The organism is Streptosporangium sp. LJ11, from assembly GCF_051918945.1.
In the GTDB taxonomy this organism is placed as follows: domain Bacteria; phylum Actinomycetota; class Actinomycetes; order Streptosporangiales; family Streptosporangiaceae; genus Streptosporangium.
The window spans coordinates 318,926-343,840 of the sequence record NZ_JBPXMB010000002.1; the positions used below are offsets into that span (position 1 = coordinate 318,926).

The 24,915-nt window shown below is 72.0% G+C and carries 15 protein-coding genes; 14 read left to right on the plus strand and 1 reads right to left on the minus strand.

The window, feature by feature from the left end; genetic code table 11:
- The 8 genes from trpB to ACTOQ3_RS04020 all read left to right on the plus strand — a co-directional run bounded on the left by trpB (position 1) and on the right by ACTOQ3_RS04020 (position 7,540).
- A complete protein-coding gene (trpB, locus tag ACTOQ3_RS03985; RefSeq protein ID WP_440082179.1) occupies positions 1 to 1,221 on the plus strand; it encodes a tryptophan synthase subunit beta in 1,221 nt (406 codons plus the stop codon).
- 66 nt (positions 1,222 to 1,287) lie between these two features.
- Positions 1,288 to 2,082, plus strand: coding sequence for a tryptophan synthase subunit alpha (trpA, locus tag ACTOQ3_RS03990; protein ID WP_440082036.1), 795 nt, complete (start codon positions 1,288 to 1,290; stop codon positions 2,080 to 2,082).
- Between the two features lie 205 nt (positions 2,083 to 2,287).
- The gene (locus ACTOQ3_RS03995) at positions 2,288 to 2,821 is read left to right on the plus strand and encodes a MauE/DoxX family redox-associated membrane protein (RefSeq protein ID WP_362676230.1); all 534 of its coding nucleotides are present in this window, start codon (positions 2,288 to 2,290) and stop codon (positions 2,819 to 2,821) included.
- Entirely contained in the window at positions 2,821 to 3,585 is a 765-nt protein-coding gene (locus tag ACTOQ3_RS04000) for a DsbA family protein (protein WP_440082037.1), read from the plus strand. The genes ACTOQ3_RS03995 and ACTOQ3_RS04000 overlap by 1 nt, the downstream gene beginning before the upstream one ends.
- Before the next feature lie 26 nt (positions 3,586 to 3,611).
- On the plus strand, positions 3,612 to 5,000 hold the full coding sequence (gene lgt / locus ACTOQ3_RS04005) for a prolipoprotein diacylglyceryl transferase (RefSeq protein ID WP_440082038.1): 1,389 nt from the start codon (positions 3,612 to 3,614) through the stop codon (positions 4,998 to 5,000).
- A 148-nt stretch (positions 5,001 to 5,148) separates the two neighbouring features.
- A complete protein-coding gene (locus ACTOQ3_RS04010; RefSeq protein WP_440082039.1) occupies positions 5,149 to 5,868 on the plus strand; it encodes a VIT1/CCC1 transporter family protein in 720 nt (239 codons plus the stop codon).
- Entirely contained in the window at positions 5,865 to 6,707 is an 843-nt protein-coding gene (locus tag ACTOQ3_RS04015) for a hypothetical protein (RefSeq protein ID WP_440082040.1), read from the plus strand. Before ACTOQ3_RS04010 ends, ACTOQ3_RS04015 begins: the two co-directional genes overlap by 4 nt.
- 218 nt (positions 6,708 to 6,925) lie before the next feature.
- Positions 6,926 to 7,540, plus strand: a complete 615-nt coding sequence (locus tag ACTOQ3_RS04020) for a hypothetical protein (protein WP_440082041.1) — start codon at positions 6,926 to 6,928, stop codon at positions 7,538 to 7,540.
- Here ACTOQ3_RS04020 and ACTOQ3_RS04025 read toward each other — a convergent pair.
- Entirely contained in the window at positions 7,515 to 9,320 is a 1,806-nt protein-coding gene (locus ACTOQ3_RS04025) for a bis-aminopropyl spermidine synthase family protein (RefSeq protein ID WP_440082042.1), read from the minus strand. The genes ACTOQ3_RS04020 and ACTOQ3_RS04025 overlap by 26 nt on opposite strands.
- Positions 9,321 to 9,594: 274 nt before the next feature.
- Between ACTOQ3_RS04025 and gltB the strand changes: the two genes are divergently transcribed.
- The 6 genes from gltB to ACTOQ3_RS04055 all read left to right on the plus strand — a co-directional run bounded on the left by gltB (position 9,595) and on the right by ACTOQ3_RS04055 (position 24,913).
- Positions 9,595 to 14,100 (plus strand): glutamate synthase large subunit, encoded by a 4,506-nt coding sequence (gene gltB / locus ACTOQ3_RS04030; protein ID WP_440082043.1) that lies wholly within the window; start codon positions 9,595 to 9,597, stop codon positions 14,098 to 14,100.
- 118 nt (positions 14,101 to 14,218) lie between these two features.
- Positions 14,219 to 15,697, plus strand: coding sequence for a glutamate synthase subunit beta (locus tag ACTOQ3_RS04035; RefSeq protein WP_440082044.1), 1,479 nt, complete (start codon positions 14,219 to 14,221; stop codon positions 15,695 to 15,697).
- 390 nt (positions 15,698 to 16,087) lie between these two features.
- On the plus strand, positions 16,088 to 17,863 hold the full coding sequence (locus ACTOQ3_RS04040) for a S8 family peptidase (RefSeq protein WP_440082045.1): 1,776 nt from the start codon (positions 16,088 to 16,090) through the stop codon (positions 17,861 to 17,863).
- Between the two features lie 158 nt (positions 17,864 to 18,021).
- Positions 18,022 to 19,452, plus strand: coding sequence for a pyruvate kinase (gene pyk / locus ACTOQ3_RS04045; protein ID WP_362842710.1), 1,431 nt, complete (start codon positions 18,022 to 18,024; stop codon positions 19,450 to 19,452).
- Between the two features lie 194 nt (positions 19,453 to 19,646).
- Entirely contained in the window at positions 19,647 to 20,045 is a 399-nt protein-coding gene (locus tag ACTOQ3_RS04050; RefSeq protein ID WP_440082046.1) for an acyl carrier protein, read from the plus strand.
- Positions 20,042 to 24,913, plus strand: a complete 4,872-nt coding sequence (locus ACTOQ3_RS04055; RefSeq protein ID WP_440082047.1) for an amino acid adenylation domain-containing protein — start codon at positions 20,042 to 20,044, stop codon at positions 24,911 to 24,913. The genes ACTOQ3_RS04050 and ACTOQ3_RS04055 overlap by 4 nt, the downstream gene beginning before the upstream one ends.
- The last annotated feature ends 2 nt before the right edge of the window (positions 24,914 to 24,915 follow it).

Consider the following 24,915-nt stretch of genomic DNA (forward strand, 5'->3'; position numbering starts at 1 on the left):
ATCACCACCGCCGACCTCGCGGGCAACGCCGCGCACGGCAACGACCCCGACATCAACGGCAAGTTCGGCGTCTTCGGCGGGCGCTACGTGCCCGAGGCGCTCATCCCGGCGCTGGACGAGGTCGCGGCGGAGTACGACAAGGCGAAGAACGACGAGGCGTTCCTCCGGGAGTTCGACCACCTGCTGCGCACCTACGCCGGGCGGCCGACCACGCTGACCGAGATCCCGCGCTTCGCCGAGCAGGCGGGCGGCGCCCGGATCATCCTCAAGCGCGAGGACCTGACCCACACCGGCGCCCACAAGATCAACAATGTGCTCGGCCAGGCCCTGCTGACCAAGCGCCTGGGCAAGACGCGGGTGATCGCCGAGACCGGCGCCGGCCAGCACGGCGTCGCCACCGCGACCGCCGCCGCCCTGATGGGCCTGGAGTGCGTCATCTACATGGGTGCCGTCGACTGCGAGCGCCAGGCGCTCAACGTCGCCCGGATGAAGCTGCTCGGCGCCACCGTCGTCCCGGTCACCAACGGCAGCCAGACCCTCAAGGACGCCATCAACGAGGCGTTCCGCGACTGGGTCGCCAACGTCGACCGTACCCACTACCTCTTCGGCACCATCGCGGGCCCGCACCCGTTCCCGGAGATCGTCCGCGACTTCGCCCGCATCATCGGCGTCGAGGCCCGCCGCCAGATGCTGGAGCTCACCGGCGGGCTGCCCGACGCGGTCGCCGCCGCCGTCGGCGGGGGATCGAACGCCATCGGCATCTTCCACGCCTTCCTCGACGACCGGGACGTCCAGCTGCACGGCTACGAGGCGGGCGGCCGGGGCCTGGAGAGCGGCGAGCACGCCCTCACCCTCACCGCGGGCTCCGTCGGCGTGCTGCACGGCTCGCGCACCTACGTGCTGCAGGACGACGAGGGCCAGACGATCGAGTCGCACTCGATCTCGGCCGGGCTCGACTACCCCGGCGTCGGCCCCGAGCACGCCTGGCTCAAGGACAGCGGCCGCGCCACCTACCACGGCATCACCGACGCCGAGGCGATGGACGCCTTCGCGCTGCTCGCCCGCACCGAGGGCATCATCCCCGCGATCGAGTCCTCGCACGCGCTCGCCGGAGCCCTCAAGCTCGGTCGCGAGATGGGTCCCGAGGCGACGATCCTGGTCAACCTCTCGGGCCGGGGCGACAAGGACATGAGCACCGCGATGAAGTACTTCAACCTCTGACCCTCTGACGACCGACTTGCTTCCCCTCCGGCGGCCCGGAGGGGACGAACCGCAACGGAAGTAACGATGACGACTCTCCAGACGGTGTTCGCCAAGGCGAAGGCGGACGACCGCGCCGCCCTCATCGGATACCTGCCCGCCGGGTTCCCCAGCAAGGACGGTGCGATCGCCGTCGCCACCGCCATGGTGGAGGCGGGCTGTGACGTGATCGAGATCGGCCTGCCCTACTCGGACCCCCTCATGGACGGTCCGACGATCCAGGACGCCGTCCACCGGGCGCTGACCAACGGCACCCGCATCGCCGACGTGCTGCGCACGGTCGAGGGCGTGGCCGCCACCGGCGCCGCCACCCTGGTCATGACGTACTGGAACCCGATCGACCGCTACGGCGCCGACCGCTTCGCCCGGGACCTGGCGAACGCGGGCGGGGTGGGCACCATCACGCCCGACCTGACCCCCGAGGAGGCCGGTCCCTGGCGCGAGGCCAGCGCCGCGGCCGGGATCGACACGGTCTTCCTGGTCGCGCCGAGTTCCACCGAGGCCCGCATCAAGGCCGTCGTCGACAGCTGCACCGGCTTCGTCTACGCGGCGTCGCTGATGGGCGTCACCGGTGCCCGCGAGTCGGTCGGCGAGGCCGCGCAGGGCCTGGTCGAGCGCACCCGCCCGCACACCTCCCTGCCGGTGTGCGTCGGCCTGGGCGTCGGCACCGGGCGGCAGGCCGCCGAGGTCGCCGGCTACGCCGACGGCGTCATCGTGGGGTCGGCGTTCATCCGCCGCGTCCTGGACGCTCCCGACGAGGCCTCGGGCCTGGCGGCGGTCCGCGAGCTGGGCGCCGAGCTGGCGGCGGGCGTCCGAGGCTGAGGACTCACCGGGGCGCGGTTCCCTCGCGACGGGGCCGCACTCTGGTCTTTTGCCTGTCAGGCAGGCTTATTCAACGCTTATCCAGCCCGTGATGAGGTTTCCTTCGGATACCTTGCGTTCGCCGGAGACGTCCGTGCCCGGGGCCTGGAATAGGAGAATGGTGCTCGTGACCTCTGATAACCCCGCGCCCAATAGGTCGCGTATCGTGATTTCGGCGCTACCCTGGGTAACGACCGTCTCGCGGCTGGTGCTGGCGGGCGTGCTGATCGTCGCGGGTTGGGGCAAGATCGGCACCCCGGTGCTCTCGGTTCAGGCGGTCGAGGCATATGAACTGCTCCCTGAATCGCTCGCCACGGCGGTCGGCTACGGCCTGCCGATCCTGGAGATCGTCGTGGGGGTGTTGCTGGTCGTCGGGCTGCTCACCCGGGCGGCGGGTGTCATCTCGGCACTGCTCATGCTGGCGTTCGTCATCGGGATCGCCTCGGCGTGGGCGCGCGGGCTGCGCATCGACTGCGGCTGCTTCGGCGGCGGCGGTCAGCTGGCGGCCGGGGTGGAGCCCGACTACCTCATCGACATCCTGCGTGACTTCGGTCTCTTCGGGCTCGGCGTGCTCGTCGCCTGGTTTCCTCCGGGCCGCTTCGCGCTGGACTCCGCCCTGGGACTCACCCCGGGACGGGAGCCGTACGACGACCCTGACGGCGACGACGAGGAGGAGCACCAGGAAAAGGAGACTGACTGATGGGCAAGGCCGCGCGGGAGCAGTCGGCGCGTGATCGGATCAAGGCACAGCGCGAAGAGCAGATGGTGAAGGAGAGGCGCAAGCGCATGGCGACCATCGGAACGGCCGCCGTCGTCGCGATCGCCGCCGTCGGGGCAGGCTGGTGGTTCGCCGCCCAGAGCAGCAAGTCCGAGCAGGTCGGCGCCGCGCTCGCGCCGGTCACCGTCGCCGCGGACGGCTCGGTGGTCATGGCCAAGGCGGGCGTGGAGAAGCCGGTCCTGGACGTCTTCGAGGACTTCCAGTGCCCCGCCTGCGAGGCGCTGGAGAGGACCAGCGGCGCCACGATCAAGAACCTGGCGGCCGAGGGCAGGGCCAAGGTGGTCTACCACCCGATCACGATCTTCTCGGAGCAGACCAACAAGGGCATCACCCGGGGCAACTCCGTGCGCGCCGGGGCCGCCTCCCGCTGCATCGCCGGAGGCGCGCCCTGGAGCAGGTTCCACGACAGGTTGTTCGAGGAACAGCCGTCGGAGAGCGTGGAGGGCTTCACGATCCCCGACCTGATCGCCTGGGGCAAGGACGCCGGGGTGACCGACGCCGGCTTCGAGAAGTGCGTGACCAGCCAGGAGAAGGCGTCCGCGCACCTCGCCTACAGCGCCGAGGTTCTGAAGAGCCAGAAGCTCACGGGCACCCCGACGCTGAAGCTCAACGGCACCGAGGTGGACACCGCGGTGGCTTTCAAGCCGGCCGAGCTACGCCAGGCCGTTCTTGATGCCGCCAAGTAGCGCGCGACACGGTAACGTCACCTGACATGCCCCTCGCCTCGATTCCCAGCCCCTCCCAGGGGGTCTGGCACCTTTTCGGCGTGGTCCCCATCCGGGCCTACGCACTGTGCATCGTGCTCGGCGTCGTCGTCGCGGTCGTCATCGGCGAGCGCCGCTGGCGCGCCCGCGGCGGTGTCCCCGGAACGATCGTGGATCTCGCCGTCTGGGCCGTGCCGTTCGGCCTGGTCGGTGGCCGCCTCTACCACGTCATCACCGACTGGCAGCTCTACTTCGGGCCGGACGCGCCCAACGAGCCGATCGAGGCGCTGTTCATCTGGAACGGCGGCCTGGGCATCTGGGGCGCCGTCGCGCTCGGCGGCGTGGGCGTCTGGCTGGGCTGCCGCGGCCGGGGCATCTCCCTGACCGCGGTGGCCGACACCGTGGCTCCCGGGATCGCGGTGGCCCAGGCCATCGGCCGCTGGGGCAACTACTTCAACCAGGAGCTGTTCGGCAGCCCCACCGACCTGCCGTGGGGCCTGGAGATCGACCCCGACCGGCCCGGCACGGTGCCCGGTGAGGACACCTACCACCCCGCGTTCCTGTACGAGTCGATCTGGGACCTGGGCCTGGCGCTGGTCCTCATCTGGCTCGGCCGCAAGTTCGTGCTCCGGCACGGCCGCCTGTTCGCGCTCTACGTCGCCGGTTACACCGTGGGCCGCTTCTGGATCGAGGGCCTGCGGGTCGACACCGCCCACCACATCCTCGGCCTGCGGCTCAACCAGTGGACCTCGATCATCCTGTTCGTCGGGGCGATGGCCTACTTCTGGTACGCCAGGAACAAGACCGACGAGGAGCGGGTCATCCCGGCGACCGACCCCGACGGCCTCGAGGGCGGGGCCGTCGTTCCGGGCGAGGACGAGAGCGCGGATCCGGCGAAGGGCGAGGACAAGGACGGAGACGCCGCCGCACCGGCCGGCGCCCTGGCCGCGTCGGACGTGGGAGACGGCACGGGGGGTCCCGTCGACCCGGCCCACCCGTCCGACCAGGCCGACCCGGCCGAGAACGACGGCGAGAGCGGGCAGGGCGCCGGGGCGCGGCCCGCCTCGGCGACGCTCGCGACCGGAGACCCGGGCACGGCCGGAGGCGCGGTCGATCCCGCCCACCCGTCGGACCAGGCCGAGCCGGTGGAGAGCGACCGGGACGGGAGCGACCCGGTCGACGACGAGCCGGGCAGAACGGTTCGGGCCGCCGCCTCGGACAAGATCACCCCGGACAGCACCACCCCGGACAGCACCACCCCGGACAGCGCCGCCTCGGACGACACCGCCCCGGACAGCACCGCCCCGGACGGGGCCGCTTCCGACACGGAGAGAGACGATCCGCGCGGGGAGGCCGCGACGAAGGGTGTTCCCGAAGGCGAGAAAGAACGACGTTGACATCCTCCCCACGGTCGAGGCCCCGGGGCCCCGGACGCGCCGCCGGATCGTCCGGCACACCGGCGTATCCCCTCTCCGGGGCCGAGGCCGGCGGCCCGCCGCCTCCCCCGCGCGCCGAGTCCCCGGGGCCGTCTCTCGAAGGACCGGAGTGAGCCCGGACGCCTTCGGGGGGCGCGCCGAGATGCACCACCGGCATCGCGACGTCAACGGCGGCTGGCTGCGGCCGTCGGTGTTCGGCGCGATGGACGGCCTCGTCTCCAACTTCGCCCTGATCGCCGGTGTCGCCGGCGGCGCCGCCGGCACCAGGGTCATCCTGCTGGCCGGCATCGCCGGACTGGCCGCGGGCGCGTTCTCCATGGCCGGTGGCGAGTACGTCTCGGTGGCCAGCCAGCGGGAACTCGCCCTGGCCGAGATCGACGTCGAGCGGCGCGAGCTCGAGCGCCACCCCGAGGCCGAGCTGGAGGAGCTCGCCAAGCTCTACGAGGAGCGGGGTGTCGATCCCGAGGTGGCGGCCGAGGTGGCCAAACAGATCTCGATGGACCCGGAAAGGGCCCTGGAGGTGCACACCGAGGCCGAGCTCGGCGTCACCCTCCGTGACCTGCCCTCGCCCAGGATCGCCGCGGTCTCCTCCTTCCTGTCGTTCGGCGTGGGCGCGCTCCTGCCCCTCCTGCCGTACCTGTTCGGGGTCACCAGCCTGGTGACCTCGGCGGTGATCTCCTGCCTGGCGCTGTTCGGCGCGGGCGCGCTGGTCTCCCGGGTCACCGCGCGCAGCTGGTGGTACAGCGGGCTGCGCCAGCTCGTCGTCGGCGCGGTCGCCGCCGGCCTGACCTTCGCCCTGGGCACCTTCCTGGGAGGAACCGCACTGTGACCCCTCCACCTCCGACCCCCACCCCGACCCCCGGGCGCAAGCGTCGCCGTACCTCCGGCAAGGCGCAGACCTGGAGCGTCCCCCTGCTGGAGGAGTGGGGGCTGACCCGGACCCAGCAGCGGCTGGTGCTGGTGTTCGGATCGCTGGCGGGCGTGCTGGTCGCCGCGCTCGCCCTCACCCTGGCGATCTCCGCGATCGGCAACGACTTCGTGCCCGAGCGGGCCACCGCCTCGGTCATCGGCACCGAACCCCGGCCGGACGTCTACCGGGGATGGCCCTCCTCCAAGGTGTTCGCGCCGATCGCGGAGAGCAGGGCCGACCCCAAGCCGCTGACGGTCAAGGATCTCTTCGCCAAGACCCTCAAGGAGGGCAGGACCACACTGAGACTGGCGGGCAGCCCCAAGCTGGAGACCGACTGCGTGGCGGCGACCTGGGGCCAGGGGCTCGCCGACCTGCTCACCCAGGGAGGGTGCACCCAGGTGGCGAGGGGCCTGTACGCCAGCGCCGACGGCCGTTACGTCGCCCAGTACACCATGTTCAACCTGCGCGACACCGCCTCCGCCGACGCGCTGGCGAAGACGCTGACCACCCTGCACCGGGGCGGCTGGGTCCGGCCGCTCCAGACGCTCAAGGTCGCCTTCCCCGCCGGTGGCCACACCGAGGCCAGCGGTCACGCCATGGGGCACTACGCGGGCCTGGTCTGGATCGGCAGGACCGACGGAGCGGAGCCGGGCCCGAGGGACGACTTCGTCTCGCTGTCCCTGACGGTCCGCGCCACGGAGAAGGCGATCTTCCGTCGCATCGTCGCCGCCTCCCCGGCGCCCGCCCCGGCCGAGTAGTTCCCGTACGCCGGGTCGTTCCCCGGATTTTCCGGCCGGGCGCCGCCGAGCCGGCCGAGCCGGCCGAGCCGGCGGGGTCCGGCCGCCCCGGAGGCCGGGGCGGCGGCGCGGGGAGCCCGCCGGCCGCCGGGCGGGGTCACCGACCGTGAGCCGCTGATTCCGGTCGGGAATCCCGGTTCTTCGAGGACCGGGGAGATCTCGAAGTAAGCTTTTTCCCCATGCGCAAGTGGATCATCATTGTCGTGCTGGCCGGGGTCGCCGGGGTGGGAGCCTTCCTGTGGCTGGGCAACGAGCCCGCCCCGCGCGCCGCGGTCCTGCGCGCGGAGTCCGGTACGGCCCACTACGCGCCCATAGCGACCCGTGCCCTCGACCCCAGGCCGCTCACCGTCGCCGAGATGTTCCCCGGCCCCTCGGTGTCGGCGGGCACGACCAGGCTCGCGCTCAAGAGCACCGAGGCCCTCGCCGACTGCGCAGAAGCGGTCTGGGGGAGCGCCGAGGACGCGCTCGGCGGGTGCACGCAGGTGCTGCGGGCCCGTTACGAGACCGAGGACGGGACGGTCTCCGGCCAGTTCCTGATCTTCAATCTCGCCGACTCCGCCGCCGCCGACAGGCTCGTGGCGGCGCTCAAGGCCGGGGGCTTCGTCCGGCCCGCCCCCTACACCCCCGACGGCTTCGACGGCTCGCGCAGCTGGGCCCAGGTCCGCGGCCTCGGGCACTACGTCACGGTGAGCTGGGTCGCCCCCGTCCTGCCGGGGAGCAAGGTGGATCTCACCTATCCGCAGGTCGCGATGGACGGCCTCGGCCTGGTCATCCAGCGTCGGCTGGTGCCCTGAGGGAGCCCTCCACCGCGGCGCGCAGCTCCAGCAGCCGGTGGGCGGGCAGTTCGAGGACGGTGACGTCGCCCGCCCACGGGGCCACGGCGGTGACGACCGCCCTGGCCTGCCTCTTCGTCAGGTCACCCCTGACCCTGATCAGGGCCTCGCGCCAGGTGTTGGCGAGCTTGCCGTGCGCGTTGTCCAGGACGCGGCGCAGGATCCTGGCCGCGTCGTCGCCGGTCTCGCCGGTCCCTGTGTTCCCTGCGGGTGGCGCCACCCGTACGGCGCGGACGGACGCGCCTTCGGCGGTGAGCTCGTAGACGAGGGCGAGCAGGTCGGCGGGAAGGTCCTTCGGGGCCGTGGCCAGCGTGACCCGGACCTCCGCGGCGCGGGTGGCGAGCAGCAGGCGGGGCAGCGCGGCCTCCAGACCGGCGGGTACGGAGATCGCCACCCTGGCCGGGTCGCTGGCGTAGGGCTTGGCCAGCCAGGTCGCCAGGCGCGCTCTGGGCGCCCTGGGCAGCACGTCACGGGGCCATTCGCCCACCAGCACCTCCGGGACGAACCCGTCGCCGGAGTCCGCGGCCGGGGCGGCGGAGGGGGGCGCCGACTCCACGGACTGCGGGCCCTGCGTGTAGATGGCGGTGCCGGAGGCCTCGGTCCTGGCGGCCGCGGCGGGCCAGGTTCTCGTCGTGGGACGCAGGACGTACAGGTCGGCGGCCGAACCGATGGCCTCGGCGCCGAGGTAGCGGTTGAAGTCGGGATAGATCGCCTCGTTGACGAGGTTGAGCTGCGACAGGGCCTGCTGCACCTTGAGGGCGAGCGCGGGGGTGCGCTCACTGGCGCCGTACGCCAGCATGATCCGGCCCTGCTCGCGGTCGCGCAGCCCCTCCGCGCAGCGGGCGACGAACAGCCCGACGCCCTCGGGGGTGTAGGGAGGGTCGGTGATCGCCAGATCGGCCCAGGACTGCGCGGAGGCGGGCAGTCCCAGGCGCAGGTCGGCCCACCGGGTTCGCACGGCCAGGCCGAGCCGGTCGGCCTGCCCGGCGATGTAGGCGAGGATGCGCTCGTCGACGTCGACGACGGTCACCTCGACGCCCGGGTGCAGCATCGCGGTGGCCAGCGAGGTCAAATCGTGGTCGCCCACGCACAGCAGCCTGGCTCCGTCCAGCCAGAACCGGGCGTCCAGCAGCAGCGCCCGCCTGACCACGGTCTCGCCGGTCGCGGCGACGTGGTCCAGCGTGTGGCGGCCCCTGGGCGCCTTGGCGATCAGCTCGTCCATGCGCGCGACCAGGTCCGCGTGGCCGGGAAGCAGGTGGGCCACGGGATCCGCCGGTCCCAGGGCGCTCCCTCCCGGTCCGGCGGGCGGGAAGGCGCTCTCCCGCCGGGCCGGGCCCGGCTGGTCCCGGCCCACCGGAACAGACCCCGGCCGGGCGGGCTCCAGCCAGGCCGGCGGGGCCGGGAGCCTGAAGCGGTCGCCGGACCGCTCCAGCTCCCCGTCCACCTCGCGCAGCAGCGCCTCGATGGTCCGTCGCGACGTCGCGGTCTCCCTGACCAGGTCGGCGAGCGTCCACCAGCGGCCGTCGCCCAGGGCGGCGAGCGCGTTCCGCAGCCGCCTTCCGTCGACGCCCGCCCGCGCGACGAGCGCCTCGGCCCCGGTCCCGGCTCCGGCCTCGCTCACGGCTCCGGTCCCCGCCCCGGCCCGGGACCCGACTCCCGCGCCGGCTCCGGCCAGGTCGCCGGTTTCGCCGGTTTCGCCGGGGGTGCCGGGGGAGTCCGGTGCGCCGGACCGCCTCGACACGCCCGGGATGTTCGGAGTGCTGGTGTCTGTCAGATCGGTGGGGCCACCCGGGCCGACGGGGTCGCTCGGTTCCATTGGGCCACCATAGAGCCCGGACCTGGAATGTTGCGCCACCGTTACGTGTTAAACGAACCGGGCGAACCGGCACTAATTCGGCGCGATCTCACCGGGTAGGTAGGTATCCGGCAGGGTACGGTAATCTCTACCCACCACGCAGCAGGGCCAACGTCGTCCCTTGCTTGTTCGAAAGAAGCAAGACGACGGGAGGGATTCAATGCCTGCTGCCCACCTCGGCTTTCCCGAGCCTCAGGGCCTGTACCACCCCTCGCACGAGCACGACGCCTGCGGTGTCGCCATGGTCGCGGACGTCGCCGGCCGCCGGAGCCACGACATCGTCGCGAAGGCATTGACCGCGCTGTGCAATCTCGACCATCGGGGAGCCCAGGGTAGCGAACCGGACACCGGCGACGGGGCCGGGATCCTGACGCAGATCCCCGACATCTTCTTCCGCGTGGTGGCGGACTTCCCCCTGCCCGCGGCCGGTTCCTACGCCGCCGGCATGGCCTTCCTGCCCGTCGAGGCCCAGGCCCGCGAGACCGCCGTGCGGCTGATCGAGGAGATCGCCGCGGAGGAGGGCCTGACGGTCCTCGGCTGGCGCGACGTTCCGACCACCCCCGACCTTCCCGGGCCGAGCGCCCGCGCGGTGATGCCGTTCTTCGGCCAGCTGTTCGTGGCGTCCCCGGACGGCGAGACCGGCCTGGAGCTGGACCGGCTGGCCTTCTGCCTGCGCAAGCGGGCCGAGCACGAGGCGAACGTCTACTTCCCCTCGCTGAGCTCCCGGACCATCGTCTACAAGGGCATGCTCACCCCGCTGCAGGTCGAGCAGTTCTTCCCCGACCTGAGCGACGAGCGCTACGAGACCGCGATCGCGCTGGTCCACTCGCGTTTCTCCACCAACACCTTCCCCTCGTGGCCGCTGGCGCACCCGTACCGCTACGTCGCCCACAACGGTGAGATCAACACGGTCAAGGGCAACCGCAACTGGATGCGCGCCCGCGAGGCCATGCTGAAGACGGCGAACCTGCCGGGCGACCTGTCGAGGCTCTTCCCGATCTGCGACCCGGCCGGTTCCGACACCGCCTCCTTCGACGAGACGCTGGAGCTCATCCACCTCGCGGGACGCAGCCTGCCGCACGCGGTGCTGATGATGATCCCCGAGGCGTGGGAGAGCCACACCGAGATGGACCCCGCGCGGCGGGCGTTCTACGAGTTCCACTCCACGATGATGGAGGCCTGGGACGGCCCGGCCTCGATCACCTTCTCCGACGGCACCCTCGTCGGCGCGGTGCTCGACCGCAACGGCCTGCGGCCTGGCCGGTTCTGGGTGACCGCGGACGGCCTGGTCGTGCTGGCCTCCGAGGCGGGCGTGCTGGACATCGCCCCCGAGGACGTGGTCCGCAAGGGCCGCCTGCAGCCCGGCAAGATGTTCCTGATCGACACCGAGCTCGGCAAGATCATCGAAGACGACGAGATCAAGGCGGAGCTGGCGGCCGAGCTGCCGTACGCGGACTGGCTGCACGCCGGGCTGGTCCGTTTCGAGGAGCTGCCCGCACGCTCGCACGAGGTCCCCTCGCACGAGGCGCTGATCAAGCGGCAGCAGACCTTCGGCTACACCGAGGAGGAGCTGCGGATCATCCTGGCGCCGATGGCCAGGGCGGGCATCGAGCCGATCGGCTCGATGGGCACCGACACCCCGGTCGCGGTGCTCAGCGAGAAGCCCCGGCTGCTGTTCGACTACTTCAGCCAGCTGTTCGCGCAGGTCACGAACCCGCCGCTGGACGCGATCCGCGAGGAGCTCGTCACCTCCCTGGCCAGCACCATCGGCCCCGAGGGCAACCTGCTCGACCCGGGACCGGCCTCCTGCCGCCAGCTCGTGCTGCCCTACCCGGTGCTCGACAACGACGAGCTCGCGAAGATCATCCACATCAACGACGAGGGCGCGCTGCCGGGCTTCCACCCGCACGTGGTCTCCGGCCTGTACGAGGTCGCGGGCGGCGGCGAGGCGCTGCTGCGCCGCATCGAGGAGATCCGCGCCGAGGTCTCCTCGGTGATCGAGGGCGGGGCGCGGATCATCGTGCTGTCCGACCGCGGCTCCTCCGCCGCCCTGGCGCCGATCCCCTCGCTGCTGCTCACCGGCGCCGTCCACCACCACCTGATCGCCGAGAAGACCCGCACCAAGATCGGTCTGGTCGTCGAGACCGGCGAGGCGCGCGAGGCGCACCACATGGCGCTCCTGGTCGGCTACGGGGCGGGCGCGGTCAACCCGTACCTCGCCATCGAGACCGTCGAGGACATGGTCGACTCCGGCGTCCTGAAGGTCGACCGGCACAAGGCCGTGCGCAACCTCATCAAGGCGTACGGCAAGGGCGTGCTGAAGGTCATGTCCAAGATGGGGGTGTCCACGGTCGCCTCCTACACCGGGGCGCAGATCTTCGAGGCGCTCGGCCTGAGCCAGGAGGTCGTGGACGCCTGCTTCACCGGGACCACGTCCCGTCTGGGCGGCGTCGGCTTCGACGTCCTGGCCGAGGAGGCGGCGCAGCGTCACCTGCGCGCCTACCCCCGGGCCGAGAACGCCCACCGCCGCCTGGAGGTCGGCGGCGAGTACCAGTGGCGCCGCGAGGGCGAGCCGCACCTGTTCAACCCCGAGACCGTCTTCAAGCTGCAGCACGCCACCCGCTCGCGCCGCTACGAGATCTTCAAGGAGTACACCGGCCTGGTGGACTCCCAGGCGGAGAAGCTGATGACGCTGCGCGGCATGTTCAAGCTGCGGGAGGGCGTCCGCGAGCCGGTGCCGATCGACGAGGTCGAGCCGGTCAGCGAGATCGTCAAGCGCTTCTCGACCGGCGCGATGTCGTACGGCTCCATCTCGATGGAGGCGCACGAGACGCTCGCCATCGCGATGAACCGGCTGGGCGGCAAGTCCAACACCGGTGAGGGCGGCGAGGACCCCGAGCGGCTGCACGACCCGGCCCGCCGCTCGGCCATCAAGCAGGTGGCCTCCGGCCGGTTCGGTGTGACCTCGGAGTATCTGGTCAACGCCGACGACGTGCAGATCAAGATGGCCCAGGGCGCCAAGCCCGGTGAGGGCGGCCAGCTGCCCGGCCACAAGGTCTACCCGTGGATCGCGAAGACCCGGCACTCCACCCCGGGCGTCGGCCTCATCTCGCCGCCGCCGCACCACGACATCTACTCGATCGAGGACCTCGCCCAGCTCATCCACGACCTGAAGAACGCGAACCCGGCCGCCCGGGTGCACGTCAAGCTCGTGGCCGAGGTCGGGGTCGGCACGGTCGCGGCGGGCGTGTCCAAGGCCCACGCGGACGTCGTGCTCATCTCCGGCCACGACGGCGGCACCGGCGCGTCCCCGCTGACCTCGCTCAAGCACGCGGGCTCCCCCTGGGAGCTCGGCCTGGCCGAGACCCAGCAGACGCTGCTGCTCAACGGCCTGCGCGACCGGATCGTCGTGCAGGTGGACGGCCAGCTCAAGACCGGCCGCGACGTGGTCATCGCCGCGCTGCTCGGTGCCGAGGAGTACGGCTTCGCCACGGCCCCGCTGGTCGTCTCCGGCTGCGTGATGATGCGCGTCTGCCACCTGGACACCTGCCCGGTCGGCGTCGCCACCCAGAACCCCGAGCTGCGCAGGCGGTTCACCGGCAAGCCCGAGTTCGTGGTCAACTTCTTCGAGTTCGTCGCCGAGGAGATCCGCGAGTACCTCGCCGCGCTGGGCTTCCGCAGCATCGAGGAGGCCGTCGGCCACGCCGAGCTGCTGGACACCACCCCGGCCGAGAACCACTGGAAGGCCTCGGGGCTGGACCTGGCGCCGATCCTGCACCAGCCCGAGCTGCCCGCGGGCGCCTCGCTGCGCCGTACCGTGGAGCAGGACCACGGGCTGGACAGGGCGCTGGACAACACGCTGATCCAGCTCGCCGAGGGCGCGCTCAAGGGCGGTTCCAGGGTCACGCTCGACCTGCCCATCCGCAACGTCAACCGCACGGTCGGCACCATGCTCGGCCACGAGGTGACCAAGCGGTACGGCGGGGCGGGCCTGCCCGACAACACCATCGACGTGCGCTTCACCGGCTCCGCGGGCAACTCCTTCGGCGCCTTCCTGCCCAGGGGGATCACCCTGCGGCTGACCGGCGACGCCAACGACTACGTGGGCAAGGGCCTGTCCGGCGGCCGGATCACGGTCCAGCCGCACGACGCGGCCCCGCTCGACGGGCACATCATCGCCGGAAACGTCGGCCTGTACGGCGCGACCTCCGGTGAGGCCTTCATCCGCGGCGTCGTGGGGGAGCGGTTCTGCGTCCGCAACTCCGGCGCCACCGCGGTGGTCGAGGGCGTCGGCGACCACGGCTGCGAGTACATGACCGGCGGCAAGGTGGTCGTGCTCGGCCCGACCGGCCGCAACTTCGCGGCGGGCATGTCGGGCGGCGTCGCCTACCTGCTCGACCTCGACGCCGAGCGGGTCAACCGGGAGATGGTCGAGATCGAGGAGCTGGACGAGGCCGAGTCCGAGGCGCTGCGCGAGATCGTCGAGGCCCACCTGACCGAGACCGGCTCCACGGTGGCCAAGGCGATCCTCGCCGACTGGGACCCGTCCCGGTTCGGCAAGATCATGCCGACGGACTACAAGCGGGTCCTGCGGGCCGCCGAGTCCGCCCGGCTGGAGGGCCGCGACATCGACGAGGCCGTCATGACCGCCGCGGTCCAGGGGTGAGGCCGATGTCCGTTCCGATGGCGAAGACCGTTCATGTCGCCCATGTTTCCCGGCTGTTCCGGGGTTCCCGGGCTCTCCAGGCTTTTCACGGATTTCACGGATAAGGGAGGTACGACCGATGGCTGACCCCAAGGGTTTCCTCGCTCACGGACGCGAGCTGCCGGCGCGCCGCCCGGTGGACGTGCGCATCCGCGACTGGCGGGAGGTCTACGAGGACTTCCCCAAGCCCGCGCTGACCAAGCAGGCCGCGCGGTGCATGGACTGCGGCATCCCGTTCTGTCACAACGGCTGCCCGCTGGGCAACCTGATCCCCGAGTGGAACGACCTGGTCTACCGGGACGACTGGCGGGAGGCCATCGAGCGCCTGCACGCCACCAACAACTTCCCGGAGTTCACCGGCCGGCTGTGCCCGGCTCCGTGTGAGGCCGCGTGCGTGCTCGGCATCAACTCCGACCCGGTCGCGATCAAGCGGGTCGAGGTCGAGATCATCGACCGCGCCTTCGACGAGGGCTGGGTCACCCCCCAGATCCCCGCCTCGAAGACCGGTAAGCGGGTCGCGGTCGTCGGCTCGGGTCCGGCGGGCCTGGCCGCCGCGCAGCAGCTCACCAGGGCCGGGCACGACGTGGTCGTGTTCGAGCGGGCCGACCGGATCGGCGGCCTGCTCCGCTACGGCATCCCCGAGTTCAAGATGGAGAAGCGGCACATCGACCGCCGGCTCGACCAGATGCGGGCCGAGGGCACCGAGTTCCGTACCGGCGTCAACGTCGGCGTGGACATCACGGCGGCGCGGCTGCGCGAGGAGTTCGACGCGATCGTCCTGGCCGGCGGCGCGACCCAGTGGCGGGACCTGCCCGTCGCCGGACGCGACCTGGCGGGCGTCCACCAGGCGATGGAGTACCTGCCGCCCTCCAACAAGGTCCAGGAGGGCGACTTCCCGGTCTCGCCGATCAGCGCCGAGGGCAAGCACGTCGTCGTGATCGGCGGTGGTGACACCGGCGCCGACTGCATCGGCACCGCGATCCGCCAGGGAGCCGCCTCGGTCACCCAGCTGGAGATCATGCCCCAGCCCCCGGCGGACCGCCCCGGCAGCCAGCCGTGGCCCACGTTCCCCATCCTGTTCAAGATGGAGAGCGCCCACGAGGAGCTGGCCGAGGGCGGCGGCGACCGGGTCTACGCGGTCTCCACCACCGAGTTCGTCGGCGACGCCGACGGCAACGTCCGGGCGCTGCGCCTGGTCGAGGTGGAGGGTCCCGCGGCCGGGTTCAAGCCGGTGCCCGGCTCCGAGCGGGAGATCCCGGCCGAGCTGGTCACACTGTCGATGGGCTTCGTGGGCCCGGAGAAGAAGGGCCTGCTGGAGGAGCTCGCCGAGGTCGCCGGAGGCGAGTTCTTCGACGCCAGGGGCAACGTCGCCAGGGACAGGGGCTACATGTCCTCGGTCGACGGCGTCTTCGTCGCCGGGGACATGGGCCGCGGCCAGTCGCTGATCGTGTGGGCGATCGCCGAGGGCCGCTCGGCCGCCTCGGCCGCCGACCGCTACCTCACGGGCCAGACGGCCCTGCCGGTGGCGATCCCGCCGACGGCGCGGCCACTGGTCTGAGCGGTCGCCGGTCCTGGACGGTCGCCGGTCTTGAACGGCGACTGGTCCAAGCGGTCGCCGGCTGACATGTCATGGCCGGTCCGGGTGTGTCATGGTTGGTCAATGCACTCCCGGACCGGTTCATGCATGTCATGGCCGGTTCGTGGATGTCATGGCCGGCCCGGTCAGACCGGGCCGGTCCGGCGGGAACACGGCGGGAACACGGCGGGTTCGGGCACGTCACGGGTCACCCGGGGGCGGCGTCGCCCGCCACGTCCGGGAACCGTCCGGCGTGGCAGATGTCTTACCGGCGGCTTCAGGTAAAAATGCGCAGAGCGGGTGTTCAGATTGCTTTGTCGTACATATGCCTGAAAGATATTTCTTCTTGATCAGGCCAGGTGCGGAGGATCGATGAATCGCGGGATCAGAAGCCTGACGGGCACGGCGGCGGTGCTCGCCCTGGCGGCGACCCTCACGGCGGGAGCCCTGGGCGGCGGGGCCACGACAGACGCGGGTCAGAACCGCGAGTACCTGGTCTTCTACGCGGACGGAGCCCGCGACCGGGCGATCGAGGCGATCGCCGCGAGCGGCGGTACCGCCCTGTCGACCGACACCAGGATCGGCTACGTCCTCGCCGACGGTCCCGGTCCCCGCTTCGTGGAGAGCCTGGCCGGCAGCGACGCCGTCGAGGGGGTCTCCTCCGACCGCAGGATCGGCTCCGCCACCGCGGTCGCCCCCGCGACCGCCGCCTCCACGGCCGGGACGCCCGCCACCGCCCCCGCGGCCGGGGTTCCCGGCGCCGGGACCGCCTCCCGGGCCGGGACCCCGCTCGCCTTCCCCTCCGCGGACGCTCTCGGGCGGGCGGGCACCCCCAGCGCCCCCACGCCCTCCACCGGCACGCCCGAGCCGCTGGCCGGACGGCAGTGGGACATGAAGATGATCGGCGCCACCGTGGACGGCTCCTACGCCACCGAGCCCGGTGACAAGCGGGTGCTGGTCGGCGTCATCGACACCGGGGTCGACGGCAAGCACCCCGACATCGCCCCCAACTTCAACCGAACCCTGAGCCGCAACTTCGTGACCGACCGGCCCAAGGACCCCAACGGCAAGACCCTCGACGGGCCCTGCGAGTTCAAGAGCTGCAAGGACCCGGTCGACTGGGACGACGACGGCCACGGCACCCACGTGGCCAGCACCATCGCCTCGCCGCTCAACGGCGTGGGCATCGCCGGGGTCGCCCCCCAGGTGTCCCTGGTGAACCTGCGCGCGGGCCAGGACTCCGGCCTGTTCTTCCTCAAGCCCAGCATCGAGGCGCTCACCTACGCCGCCGACGCCGGGATCGACGTGGTCAACATGAGCTTCTACGTCGACCCGTGGCTGTTCAACTGCAAGGCCAACCCCGCCGACTCCAAGGCCGAGCAACTGGAGCAGCGCGGCATCATCACCGGCATGCAGCGCGCCCTCGACTACGCCCGCAAGCGCGGCGTCACCCTCATCAGCGCCATCGGCAACGGCGCCACCGACCTCGGCAGGCCCAGCAAGGACGCGACCAGCCCCGACTACCCCAAGGACACCGAGCGCACCCGCAAGGTCGACAACTCCTGCCTGAACGTCCCGGCCGAGTCCAAGGGCGTCATCTCGGTCACCTCGGTGGGCCAGAGCGGGCGCAAGGCCTACTACTCCGACTACGGCGTCGAGCAGGCCGACCTGGCGGCCCCCGGCGGGGACGAGTTCGACGGCGGCGGCACGTACGACCCCACCCGGGGCATCCTGGCCGCCGCGCCGGAGAACGCGCTCAAGGCCAAGGGGCAGCTCGCCGCCGACGGCGCGCCGAAGTCCCCGTCGATCGTGCGGGAGTGCGAGGGCGGCACCTGCGCCTACTACCAGTACCTCGTCGGCACCTCCATGGCCGCCCCGCACGCCACCGGTGTCGCCGCCATCCTGATCAGCCGCTTCGGCAAGCCGGGCAAGGGCGGCCTCGCGCTGCCCGCCGCGGACGTCCAGCGCCTGATGTACTCCACCGCCACGGAGAAGGCCTGCCCCTCGCCGCGCGAGTACGCCTACAAGATCGACCTCGTGGTGGACGAGGTCCACAAGTGCGAGGGTCCCAAGGCGCACAACGGCTTCTACGGCCGCGGCGTCATCAGCGCCGCCAACGCCGCCAAGGCCACCCCCTCCACTCCCTGATCCGATCCCGCCCGTTGCGACATGTGGTCTCAAAGTCTGAGAAAAAGGGCGATTCGCAACCTGCCGTTCATCCGGGGTAGCTTTGTGTCACCGATTTTTTCATCGGCGCTCTGACCAACGTCACGACCAAGTGGTCTGTACCAATTAGGGTGGGATCCGTGACTCGTCGCGCGAAAATCGTCTGCACTCTCGGCCCTGCCACCTCTTCTCCCGAACGCCTCCGCGAACTGATCGCGGCCGGGATGGACGTGGCCCGTTTCAACCTCAGCCATGGCAGCCACGAGCTGCACAAGGAGGTTTACGACAGGGTGAGGGAGGCCGCCGCCGAGCTCGGGCGTGGCGTGGGTCTGCTGGCTGACCTCCAAGGCCCCAAGATCCGGGTCGGCAAGTTCGGTGAGGGCCCCGTCCGCCTCGGCTTCGGTGATGTCTTCACGATCACCACTGAGGAGGTTCCCGGCGACCGTGACCAGGTCTCCACGTCCTATCTGGGGCTTCCCAAGGACGTCAGTCCCGGGGACAACATCCTGGTCGACGACGGCCGCGTCCGGCTGGAGGTGACCCGGGTCGACGGCCAGCGCGTCACCACCCGGGTGATCATCGGTGGCATGATCTCCGACAACAAGGGCCTCAACCTGCCCGGCGTCAACGTCAGCGCCCCCGTCCTGACCGACAAGGACGAGACCGACCTTCGCTGGGCCCTGCGCACCGGCTTCGACCTGGTCGCCCTCTCCTTCGTCAGGCGTCCCTCCGACGCCGACGTGGTGCGCAACATCATGGAGCAGGAGGGCATCCGCCTCCCGCTGCTCGCCAAGATCGAGAAGCCGCAGGCCGTGGAGCGGCTTCCGGAGATCATCGAGGCCTTCGACGGCATCATGGTCGCCCGCGGCGACCTCGGGGTCGAGCTGCCGCTGGAGGAGGTGCCCATCGTGCAGAAGCGCGCCATCGAGCTCTGCCGCGAGAAGGCCCGCCCGGTCATCGTCGCCACCCAGATGCTGGAGTCGATGATCACCTCCCCGCGGCCCACCCGCGCCGAGGCCTCCGACGTCGCCTACGCCGTCATGGACGGCGCCGACGCGGTCATGCTCTCCGGCGAGACGTCGGTCGGCAACTACCCCGTCGAGGTCGTCGAGACGATGAGCCGCATCGCCACGACCGCGGAGAAGAGCTCCCTGCAGGCCACGCACAGCCTCGACCGGCTGCCGGAGACCACCGGCGGCGCCATCGCCCGCGCCGCGGCGGAGGTCGGCGCCATCGTCGGCGCCAAGGCGCTGGTGGCGTTCACCATGTCCGGTGAGACGGCCCGCCGCCTGGCCCGCTACCGCTCGCCGATCCCGCTGCTGGCGTTCACCTCCGCCAGCCACGTCCGCAACCAGCTCGCGCTGACCTGGGGCGTGGAGACCTTCGAGGTGCCGTTCGTCCACCACACCGACGACATGGTCCGCCAGGTGGAGGCCTCGCTGCTCGCCAACTCCCGCCTGGAGAAGGGCGACAAGGTCGTCATCGTCGCCGGTTCGCCTCCCGGCACCGCGGGTTCCACCAACGCCCTGCGCGTGCACACCATCGGCGCGGCGGTCTCCAACCCCGGCTGATCTGCGCGATCGCGTACGGCCACCGCTGCGGCGGTGGCCGTTCGCGTTTCCGGGGCTTTTTCACGCGGCTGCGGATTCAAAAATGCCGAAAAATACGCTCTTGTCGTGTCCGAATAGGTGTCAGAGGATCGGTGCATGGCGTGCCCGGACGGGGCCCGTCTGATGAACCGGACAAACTCAACGAAAGGCGCCGGATGATCCAGGGCAGTCGGCCGGTGGGAGCGGAGCGGCAACGCGAGGAGGCCGAGGGGCGGCCTCCGGGTCCACCGGGGCCGCGCGTCTCGGCCGCCGACACGGTCGCGGAGATGATCGAGGCCCGCCTGGGCCGGGCGGTCGACCCCGACGAGAACTTCTTCGAGGCCGGGCTCAACTCGATGGCACTGGTCGAGCTGCACGCGGACATCACGGGGGTGCTCGGCATCGACATCCCGGTCACCTCGATGTTCACCCGGCCGAACGTGCGGGCGCTCAGCCGCCTCGTCGAGGGCGCGCGGGAACCCGTCAGGAGCGAACCCGCGCGCCTGCGCCCCGTCGGGGGCAGCCGCAGGGACGTGCGCGCCCGTATCCGCCGGGACGGCGGGGCGCCTCGGTGACCGATACCGCGTCGATCGCCGTGATCGGCATGGGCCCGCGTGCCCCGCTCCCCCCTCCCGGTGTCGTCCTGCGGGAGACCGAGGAGGGCGCGCTGGAGAACGCCGGATACGACCCCGCGCGCTCCCCGGGAGTGTTCGCCGGCTACGAGCCGGCCGAGGAGGCCTGCCTGGCCCTCGCGGTCGGTGACTGCGACCTCGTGGTCTCGGTCTCGGGACCGAGCCTCGACGCTCTCGCGGAACCGGGCACCACGATCGTGCTCAAGCGCCTGGACGACGCTCTCCTCGACGGCGACCTCGTGAGCGCCGTGATCGAGGCGGTGATCGAATCCCCGCCCGGCCTCGCTCCCGCCCGCATCGTTTCCACCAGGACCGTTCCCGCCCGCACCGTTCCCACCCGCAGTGGGCGCGGTGGTTGGCGCGGAGGCGGCTCGGCCGCACGCCTGCGGGAACCGCTGAGGGTGAAGGAGGGCTTCCCCCCGGTCCACCTCCCGGGGGACTCCCGGCCCCGCGTCGTCGCCTGGTCGGGACGCACGCCGGCGGAGGCCGACGCCGTGAGGAAGAGCCTGGCGGGGTTCTTCGCCACCCTCGGCGCCGACCGGTTCGCCGACGCCGTGGCCGTCCTCCATCTGGGCCGCCCCCAGCGTCCCGTCCGGGGCGCGGTCGTGGCCGCCACCCCCACCGAGGCGTCCGCGGCCCTCGCCACGGCCGTCGCCGTGACTCCCGAGGCCTCACCAGAAGGAACGACGCTCAGGTATGTGCCGCTTTTCAAGGGTGCGGCCGGCGAGGTGAGGTTCGTCTTCCCCGCCGGGGGCGCCGGGCGGCTGGGGGCCTCGCTGTACGGGGCCGAGCGGCTGTTCAGCGAGGCGATGGACGTCTGCCTGGAAGGTTTCGAGCGGCACGGCGTCGATCTCTACGACGCCTGGCTCGCCGGGGAGCGTGACGACGACCCGGTGACGTTCGCGGTGACCTACTCCCTGGCGGCGACCCTGACCGGCTGGGGCGTCACACCCGTGGGATGCGCGGGAGAGGGTGTCGGCGAGCTCACCGCCGCCGCCTTCTCGGGAACGCTGGAACTGGACGAGGCGATCGCCCGGGTCGCCGCCTCCGTCGCGGTGCCTGAGCAGGTGCCTGAGCAGGGACCGGGACAGGCGCCGGAGCGGATGGCCGAGCGGGCGCCCGGACAGGTGCCCGAACCGGTGGCGGACGACGCGATGGCGGTGTCCGAGCCGGTTCCGGACGGCCTGACGGTGCCCGAGTCGGTACCGGCCGACATCGTGGCGCCCGAGCCGCTGCCGGGGCATGAAACGTTCCACGAACCGGAGACTCCTCACGAGGCGGTCCCTGCGCGGGAGTCCTCGCCCCGGGTGGAGGCCGGACCGGAGTCCACCGGTGCGGAAGGCACGCTGTCCCTCCTGATCGGGACGGCGGGGGCGCCCTCGGACGAGGGGACGATCGACTGCGGGGACGACCGCCGGGGCCTGCTCGCGGCGCTCGCCCGGCTGTGGACACTCGGCTGCCCGGTGGACTGGGCCGCCCTCGACCCCGACCACCCCCTGCAGCGCCTGCCCGTCCCGGGAGGGCACCGCTACGCCCCGGCGTCGGTCGTTCCCGTTCCCCCGCCGGGCGTCCCCCCGCTGGCTTCCGCGCCGCGGGAGCGCGAGGGCGCGTCGCGGGTCCCCGAGGGCCTGCCCGAGCCCGCCGAGCCGCTCCGCAAACCCGGGGCGGTCCCGTACTCGTTCTGGGTGCTGGAGCAGCTCGCCGGGTCGAGCGGGGTGTCCAATCTGGCGGTGGCGTTCAGGACCCGCGAGCCGCTGCGCAGATTCCCGCTGCAGATCGCGGTGAACCGGCTGCTCAAGCGGCATCCGGCCCTGCGCCTGCGGTTCCCCGTGGTGGACGGCGCGCCCGTGCGGCACCTCACCGCCCCGCAGGACGCGCAGATCAAGCTGGTGAACGGGGAGACCACCGAGGAGACGCTCGTCTCCGACCTCCAGGGGTTCCTGGACGAGCCCTTCGACCTGGGCCGCGACCTGCTCTTCCGGGCCGGGCACTTCGCGCTGCCCGACGGCGGGGGGAGCGTGGTCTGCCTGGTGGCCCACCACATCGTCATCGACGCCACCTCGATGCAGTTCCTCGTCGAGGAACTGGGCGGCTTCTACGACGCGCAGACGAGCCAGGAGCCGCTCCCCGCCGCGCTCTCCGGCGTCGCGCCCATGCTGGAGCCGGGGGAGGCGTCCCGGGAGTCGCTGGACTACTGGCTCGACCGGCTCAGGGACGTCGATCCGGCCGCGATGGTGCTCCCCGGCAGCAGGCCGTCGCCCGCCCGGCCCACCTTCGCCGGGCACACCTGCTCCTGGGAGGTGGACGCCGACACGCGGCGGGCGCTCGACACGCTGCGGACCGGCCTGCGCACCACCGACAACATCGTGCTGGCCGCCGCGTTCATGCTCACCCTGCGCGCCCACGGCGCGGGTCCCGAGCTGGTGGCCGCGATGCCGGTCACCACTAGGACGGCCGCGATGCGCGGCCACGTCGGCTACGGCGTCAGCACCCTGCCGATGCGGGTGCGCGCCGACCCGGACGAGGGTTTCGCCGCCCTGGTCAGGCGGGTCGAGGACGTCTTCTTCGAGGGGGTCGAGCACGCGGACGCCTCGGTGGAGGCGGTGCTGGTCGAGCGCGGGCACGGCACCGGCGACTGGAGGGTGCCGCTGTTCCGGCACATGTTCAACTACCGGCCGTGGACCGACGACCAGGTCAGCATCCTGGGCTCCGTCCCCGAGTACGTCGAGGACCTGTTCGACCGCAGCCGCCTGGACCTGCAGTGCATCGCGGTGCAGGAGCCCGGCAGGCTCACGCTCAGGGTCTGGCACAGCACGGAGGTCCACGACGAGGCCGAGATCGCCGCGTTCGTCGCGCGGATGACCGCCCTGCTGCGGCGGGCCGCCGAGGACGCGCGGCGCCCGCAGCGGGAGCTGGACTCCCTCTCCGCGGCCGACCGGCGGCTGCTCGACCGGCTCAACGACACCGCGCGGACCTGGGAAGGACCGGCCACGCTGCTGGAGCGGATCGTCGCCCGCACCGGAGGCGTCCACGAGCCCGGTGGCGGCACGGGGATCCGTGAGGGCGACCGGGAGGCGACCCGCGAGGCCCGCACCGGTACGGCGATCCGCGACGGCGACCGGGAGGTCACCTACGACGAGCTGCTCACCTGGGCGGCCGCCGTCAGGGACACCCTCGTCTCGCACGGCGCGGGCTCCGGCGACATCGTGGCGCTCGGCCTGGGCCGTTCGGCGGAGACGGTCGCCGCGGTGCTCGGCGTCTGGGCGGCCGGGGCCGCCTACCTGCCACTGGACCCGCGCCAGCCCGAGCTGCGCCTGGCCTACCAGGTGGAGGACTGCGGGGCCCGCCTGGTCATCGCCGACTCCGAGGCTTCCTGGGCGGGGGAGGTCCCCGTACTCTCCATGCCGCAGGCCCCCGGAGCCGGGGCGGCGGATCAGGCGGACCGCGACGGCGCGCCCGCGCGACGGCTGGATCCGGCAGAGATCGCCGCGGCGGTCACCGGGGAGTCGATCGCCTACGTGATCTACACCTCGGGATCCACCGGGAGGCCCAAGGGGGTGGCCGTCACCCACGGCAACCTGGCCAACCTCGTCCTCGACTTCGCGGACAGGCTCGGGGCGGGCGCGGGCGACGCGGTGCTGTGGTCCACCACGACCTCCTTCGACATCTCGGCACTGGAGTTGATGCTCCCGCTCACCGTCGGCGGCACCCTGGTCGTCGCCTCCGACGACGACCAGCTCCAGCCGCGCAGGTTCCTGGAACTCATCGCGGCACGGGACGTACGCGTCGTGCAGGCCACCCCGACGGCCTGGCGGCTCATCGCCCCCGAGGCGCGCGACGAGCTGGCCGGGCGCATCGTGCTCTGCGGCGGGGAGCCCATGCCCGCCGCGCTCGCCACGGACCTGCTGGGCCTCGGCTGCCGGTTGTTCAACGTCTACGGGCCGACCGAGACGACCATCTGGTCCACCGCCGCCGAGATCCTCGCTCCTCCGGCCGACCCGGTGCCGATCGGGGTGCCGCTCGCCAACACCCGGATCTTCGTCAGGGACGCCGACGGGCGCGAGGCCCCGCCGGGCGTACCCGGCGAGCTGTGCGTGGCGGGCGACGGGGTGAGCGCCGGGTACGTCAACCGGCCGGAGCTGACCGCCGAGCGGTTCGGCGAGCACCCCCGCCACGGGCGCTTCTACCGGACCGGGGACATGGCCAGGCTCAGGCACGACGCGACCCTGGAGCTGCTGGGCCGCGACGACCGCCAGATCAAGCTGCGCGGGCACCGCATCGAGCTGGGCGAGATCGAGGCGGTGCTGCACCACCACGACGCCGTCAAGGTCGCGGCCGTCATCGTCCACGACGACAGGCTGGTGGCGTTCGTGCAACCCACGGACCTGCCCGACGGGGAGACCGGGGCCGCGCTGCGCGAGGAGCTGTGGCGGTACGCGGGGACGCGGCTGCCGGACTACGCGGTCCCCTCGGGGATCGTCCTGGCCGACGAGTTCCCGACGACCGCCAACGGCAAGATCGACTATCGAGGGCTGACCGTCCCCGAGGACGAGCCGCCGTCCGCCTCCCGCGCCCCGGCGAGCTCGGAGCTCGCCGAGGGGGTGCTGCGGCTCTGGCGGGAGGCACTGCGCCGCCCGGGGCTCGGCGAGCACGACAACTTCTTCCTCAACGGGGGGCACTCGGTGCTCGCCGTACGGCTGATCGCCCCGCTGGAGGAACTCGCGGGCCGGGCGATCAACGTCCGCGCGGTCTTCGACCATCCCACCCCGGCCGAGCTGGCCGCGTTCATCCAGGAAGGGGCGGGCTCTTGATC